General features: G+C 48.7%; 5 protein-coding genes. All 5 read left to right on the top strand.

Annotated elements, in window-relative coordinates; all coding sequences use genetic code 11:
• The first annotated feature begins 828 nt into the window (after positions 1-828).
• Genes KJA68_RS02595 through wecB form a run of 5 tightly spaced genes read left to right on the top strand, consistent with a single transcriptional unit; the run spans position 829 to position 6313 of the window.
• Positions 829-1614, top strand: coding sequence for an ABC transporter permease (locus KJA68_RS02595; protein ID WP_213035366.1), 786 nt, complete (start codon positions 829-831; stop codon positions 1612-1614).
• A complete protein-coding gene (locus tag KJA68_RS02590) occupies positions 1611-2276 on the top strand; it encodes an ABC transporter ATP-binding protein (RefSeq protein ID WP_213035365.1) in 666 nt (221 codons plus the stop codon). The genes KJA68_RS02595 and KJA68_RS02590 overlap by 4 nt, the downstream gene beginning before the upstream one ends.
• Entirely contained in the window at positions 2273-3436 is a 1164-nt protein-coding gene (locus KJA68_RS02585) for a KpsE/RkpR family capsule polysaccharide export protein (protein WP_213035364.1), read from the top strand. Before KJA68_RS02590 ends, KJA68_RS02585 begins: the two co-directional genes overlap by 4 nt.
• 4 nt (positions 3437-3440) lie before the next feature.
• Positions 3441-5192 (top strand): polysaccharide biosynthesis/export family protein, encoded by a 1752-nt coding sequence (locus KJA68_RS02580; protein WP_213035363.1) that lies wholly within the window; start codon positions 3441-3443, stop codon positions 5190-5192.
• A gap of 2 nt (positions 5193-5194) precedes the next feature.
• Positions 5195-6313: a non-hydrolyzing UDP-N-acetylglucosamine 2-epimerase gene (wecB, locus tag KJA68_RS02575; RefSeq protein ID WP_213035362.1), complete on the top strand. Its 1119-nt coding sequence runs from the start codon at positions 5195-5197 to the stop codon at positions 6311-6313.
• Positions 6314-6325: the final 12 nt, after the last annotated feature.

The raw sequence follows: 6325 nt of genomic DNA, 5'->3' as shown, positions 1-6325 counted from the left end.
CTGATTACCGTCTCTCCACTGGGCATAGAGCGGCTGCTGAGGAATGCCGGATTCAGGTCACACCGTGCCGGACCTCCGATGCGGATTGATGGCCACCTGATCTTTGCTTCCTGGATCGAGGTGGAGAAGCAGGGTGTCCAAATTGGTTACGAGACGTCGAAATAAGGGTTCCAATTGGAGGGGGTAACGTACAAGAATCTTAACGCGGACAAGATGGGCAGATTGCGGCAGTGCCGGCTATCTTCTTTGAAGCCATACATGCTGGAATTTAGATTACAAAAATTGAGAGACCATATTTTTGCATGAGGTTACATATCCGTATTTGAGAAATGCTGTTGCTTATAGAATTAACAATATGGTTACTGATTGATTTTAATAATGAAATGAAATTCAACTGTTAAGTTTGACAGCTATCTGTTTGCCAATGGAAGGCGTAGATTAGTCTTGGATTGTTGAATGGAAGAGTATGTGGGTATTCAGGGTGACATAGCAAATTGCCGGTGGATATCCAATAAAACAGGAAGTCCGTAATGGATTTGCAAGTTTGAGAATTTTTATGGAATGCGTTTTTATTGGTAGCAAAGCGCTGTTTAGACAGGCACAAGAATAAGGCAAAACTGTATAAATGCAGGTCAATTACTCAGTAATTCAAAAAATTAAAATCCCCAATGCATATCATCTCTTTGTCATATGTTTTTCAGCGTATCCAGAATGACCAGGAAGACTATCATCGAAACAGGGCGGTTTCTGCATTGAGGGTATGTAATTTTGGATTTTTCGTTCAGAAAATTCGTGGTGTTTTCATGTTGTCAGTGGATAGTAAGTAATATGCGTTCTGCCCGCACCCCTCTTGCTATTACTCTTTCCGTCTGGAAAGCGCTTTTTCTTCGTGAGGCTTTGAGCCGGGCGTTTACCGGTCGCGCAGCCTGGTTCTGGTTAATTGCAGAACCAGTGCTGCATGTGGCTTTCCTCATGCTCATCTTCGCAACCGCCCGTATACAGTCGGTGGGTGGTATTGACATGGCGATATGGCTTATGGTCGGGTTGCTGGCATTTTTTATGTTTCGCCGCACCGCAATGCAGGTCATGAATGCAGTTGGTTCCAACCAGGCGCTTTTTGCATACCGTCAGGTCAAGCCTGTGGATTCCGCGCTGGTGCGTGCGGGGCTGGAAGGATTCCTCATGGCAATCATTATCATGATCCTGCTGGCCGGTGCGGCTTTGTTCGGGCTTTCTGTGTCGGCCGCAGATCCGCTGGGGGTAATCAACGCATTTTTAGGGATATGGCTGTTTGGCCTGGGTTTTGGCCTGGTTATGTCTGTGGCTATTGAATTGGTGCCAGAATTAAGCAGGATCATCCATCTGATCATGATGCCACTGTATATCATTTCTGGAGTCATGTTCCCTATTTCTGCAGTACCCCAGCCTTATCGGGATTGGCTGCTCCTTAACCCTGTTGCCCATGGTCTGGAAGCAGCCCGTCTCGGATTTTCCCTTCACTATCATTCAGTTCCAGAACTGAGTGTTGTTTATTTGCATGGATTTGCATTGGTTAGTGTTTTTCTGGGGTTGGCATTGTATCGACAGTTCGGCCTGAGGATGGTAACTCAATGATCCTGGTAGAAGATGTCTATAAACGTTATCAAACCGATCATGCCCCTGGTAAATGGGTCTTGCAAGGGGTGTCTTTTTCTATTCCTCCCAAGCTTAATGTCGGTCTGATTGGTGCCAACGGAGCTGGGAAATCGACGTTATTGCGCATGATAGGGGGAGTGGATCAGCCAAGCAGAGGGCGTATCGAACGCAATTGCCATGTTTCCTGGCCTATGGGATTTGGAGGAGGATTACAGGGATCCCTAACAGGGAGACAGAACAGTAAATTTGTATGCCGCATTCATGGGCATGAAGACGATATTCCAGAACGCATTGCCTATATTCAAAGTTTCGCAGAAATCGGCGATGCTTTTGATGAACCGGTTAAAACCTACTCTTCAGGTATGAAGTCGCGGCTGCAATTTGCCTTGTCACTTGCATTTGATTTTGATGTGTATATTTCTGATGAAGTCACTGTAACTGGAGATGCGGCTTTCAGAAACAAGGCTGCCACTGCCTTCCGGCAACTTGCCGACCGTTCAGGCCTGATCATGGTTTCTCATGGTGAAGGCACGCTCAAGCAATTTTGTTCGGCGGGTATCTGGATTCACGGCGGTAAGGCATACTGGTTTGACCAGATTGATGATGCTTTAAAGGCCTACAAGGATAGTTTGTCTACATGACTTATTCCTTTAAACCCAATGCTCTGGCAGGATTTCCAGGAAATTTTCTGGGCAGTTTGCGGCGAAGAATGACACCCATGGGATTCCGTCGCAACATCATTTCCATTGCTGTGATTGCGTCCCTGGCAGCATCGGTGTACTGGCTATTTATTGCATCAAACCGCTATGTATCCGAGGCACACGTCATTATTCAGCGCACCGACCTGGATAGCAATCATTCCATGGATTTCCCCAGTCTGCTTGGAGGTACATCCATTAATCGTGCCGACCAGCTTTTGTTGCGTGATCATTTGCTTTCTGTGGATATGCTCAGGAAACTGGATGCCGCGTTAAACTTGCGCGCTCATTACAGCGACCCGGAACGTGACCCTTTCTCCCGTCTATGGTTTGCAAATGCTTCCATGGAGTGGTTTCACCGTCATTACCTCTCACGAGTCAATGTGGAATTTGACGATTATGCCGGCATCCTGATCATCAAGTCCCAAAGTTACGATCCCGGTGTCGCCAAGGCGATTACTTCGCTGCTTGTGCAGGAGGGAGAAGGTTTTATGAATGGGATGGCACACAATCTGGCGCAGGATCAGGTGTCCTTTCTTGAAAAACAGGTTGCTCAGATGAAAGAAAGGGTCATGCAGGCGCGCCAGAAGCTTCTGGCTTACCAGGACAAGAAAGGATTGCTCTCTCCTCAAGCCACCACCGAGAACATTGCCGAGATTATTGCGAAGCTTGAAGCGCAGCGTACTGTTCTGGAAACCCAGTACAGGGCTTTGGCTGCTTATCTGGTTCCTGGTCATGCCAATATCACCCAGCTCAAGCAACAAATTTCTGCGGTGGAAAACCAGATTACGCAGGAAAAAGCCAAACTCGTCTCTTCCGGAGGGAAAAAATTAAACCGTTCTGTGGAAGAATTTCAGCGGTTGGAAATGGAGGCAGCATTTGCCCAGGATATTTACAAAACGGCCTTGGTTGCGCTGGAGAAAGGCCGTATCGAGGCGATCCGCACCATTAAAAAAGTATCGGTACTTCAATCACCCACACAGCCGGAATATGCGATGGAACCCCGGCGTTTTTACAATACCCTGGTTTTTATGCTGGCTACCTTGTTGCTGGCTGGCGTGGCGCATCTTATTGCAGCTATCGTGCAAGATCATAAGGACTGATTTCATGACAGCAAGATTTTCATTCCCGTTCTTAGTTTTGGTTGCCGCGATGTTTGCATGCTTCCCTGCCAGGGCGCAATTAACGGATATGTATGGTATTAACCAGGCTCTTAACCTGCCTTCCATGACTGCTGAAACTTCACTGGCAAAACAGCCTGCGGAAGTACGCAGCCCTGCATCGACCATAGCCCCGGAACTTCGCTCTCTTCCTCCGCAATTTGCTGATTATGAAGCAAATTTGAGCAGTGATGTTTTTGGCGCCAATCTGTTCACCGGAGCGTTTACCCGTCAGGGTGCTACCCAGTTTAATCCGAATTACGCAGTAGCGGTGGGTGACAGGATACAGATCCGGTTATGGGGGGCATTCGAGTTTGATTCCCAGCTTACCGTGGATCCGAAAGGAAACATCTTTTTGCCACATGCTGGCCCAGTCCAGGTTCTCGGTGTTCGCAACCAGGATCTCCAGCGCCTCGTGGAAGCGGCAATTGCCAAGGTGTTCCGTTCCAATGTTTCCAGCTATGCAAGTCTTGCTGCTGCCCAGCCGGTACGGGTTTTCGTAAGTGGTTTTGTTAACCGTCCCGGCTTGTACAGTGGAACCAGTATGGACAGTCTGCTGCATTATCTTGACCAGGCAGGGGGGATTGATCCAGAGCGAGGCTCATTTTTGAACGTGCAGGTCAAGCGTGGTCAGCAGGTGAGGGCAGTAGTGGACTTGTATGATTTCCTGCTTGAAGGCACTTTGCCACTGATACAACTCGCTGTCGGGGATGTGGTTTTTGTCGCACCTCGCCAAAACACTGTCAAGGTCAGTGGCATGGCCGAAAATACTAAACGCTTTGAATTTACAGATCGCGCAAAGACTCTGGCCGATGTTGCGAAGCTGGCCAAACCGAAAGCCGGAGCTACTCATGTGAGAGTGATACGCAATACCGGGGTAATAAGAAATGTGGAGTATTACGCGCTGGCTGACGCTGGCCGGGTACCTTTGCAAAACGGAGATGAAATTGAATTTACGGGAGACAAGAAACCCGGGACGATTACCGTTCGTGTAGAAGGAGAGCATCTGAGCGCACAGGAATACGTGTTGCCCTATGGTGCACGCATGAAAGACCTGCTGCAACAAATTCGGTATTCAGAACGTTCAGACACAACCAGTCTGCAACTTTTTCGTCAGAGCGTCAAGGTGCGGCAGAAACAAATGCTGGATAACTCGCTGAGGACGCTGGAAGCGGCTGCGCTTACAGCTCGATCGGGTACTAACGAAGAGGCCCGTTTGCGCAAGGATGAGGCTGATCTTGTTTTGCAATGGGTGGAAAGGGCAAAAAAAATTGAGCCCAACGGTCAGGTGGTGATCGCCCAAAGCGATACCCGCGATGAACTGCTGCTTGAAAATGGTGACATTTTACGCGTCCCAGCAAAGGATGGCCTGGTTCTGGTTAGTGGCGAAGTGCTTTTTCCCAATGCCATAGCTTTCGACAGAGCGCTCAGCCTGGATGACTATGTGCGTCGTGCCGGCGGATATACGCAGAACGCTGATTCTGCCCGCATCATTGTGGCTAGCCGTGATGGCAGTTTTTCCGAAGCAAGTGGTGATAAAGGGTTTTTCATCCTTGGCAAGGGCGAGGTTCCTGTTCGTGCCGGAGATGAAATATTGGTACTGCCGAAGATAGAAGTGAAGCATCGGCAGATTTGGAAAGATCTGGCACAAATCATTTTTCAGATAGCGGTGAGTGCGAAAGTGATTATAGGATTCTGATTATGAGAATATTGACAGTTTTTGGAACACGACCAGAGGCCATCAAAATGGCTCCCCTGGTCCAAGCGCTTGCTGGGCAGCCAAACATTGAGTCAAGGGTTTGTGTAACTGCGCAGCACCGGCAAATGCTGGATCAGGTTTTGGAGTTATTCGAAATTACGCCAGACGTAGACCTGAATATCATGAAGCCAGGGCAAACACTATCTGGTATCAGCAGTGAGATACTGACCCGCCTAGAGCCTGAACTTCAGAATTTCAAGCCAGATCTGGTGCTGGTGCACGGGGATACTTCAACGACTTTTGCCGCAACGCTCGCTGCTTATTATCAGAAAATTGCTGTCGGGCATGTTGAAGCCGGGCTTCGTACCGGTAATCTTTATTCACCGTGGCCCGAAGAAGCCAATCGTAAGCTTACAGGTACCCTGGCCAGATTGCATTTCGCTCCTACCAGGCAGTCGCGGGCCAATTTACTTCGGGAAGGCGTGGAGGAAACCAAGATCCATGTTACCGGTAATACGGTAATTGATGCGTTGCTGATCATCAAGTCCAAGCTGGAAAAGGACATGTCTTTATCCAGTGATCTTGCATCCAGCTTTGCTTTTTTACGCGACGGGGCGCGTCTGGTGCTGATTACCGGTCATCGCCGGGAAAATTTTGGCGAAGGTTTTGAGCGTATATGCATGGCCATACGTGATTTATCGGCAGAATACCCCGATGTGGACTTTGTTTACCCGGTGCACCTGAATCCCCACGTGCGTGAACCGGTTAGCCGTATTCTCAAAGGGCATTCCAATATTCATTTGATCGAACCTCTGGATTATCTTCCCTTTGTCTATTTGATGACGCGCGCCTATATCATTCTTACCGATTCCGGCGGCATCCAGGAGGAAGCTCCTTCACTCGGCAAACCGGTTCTGCTGATGCGCGACACGACCGAACGCCCTGAGGCAATACCTGCCGGAACGGTCAGGCTGGTTGGGACGGATACAGGCCGGATTGCCCAAGGTGTTCGTACGCTGATGAATAGCCGTACTGAATATGAGTGTATGTCATTTGCCCATAATCCATACGGAGATGGTCAGGCTTGCAAGCGGATTGTGTCGGCTATCAATAATCTTTAGACAGAGGAAAGT

It is taken from the genome of Candidatus Nitrotoga fabula (assembly GCF_905221025.1).
In the GTDB taxonomy this organism is placed as follows: domain Bacteria; phylum Pseudomonadota; class Gammaproteobacteria; order Burkholderiales; family Gallionellaceae; genus Nitrotoga; species Nitrotoga fabula.
This window is presented reverse-complemented; position numbering and strand designations above follow the sequence as displayed.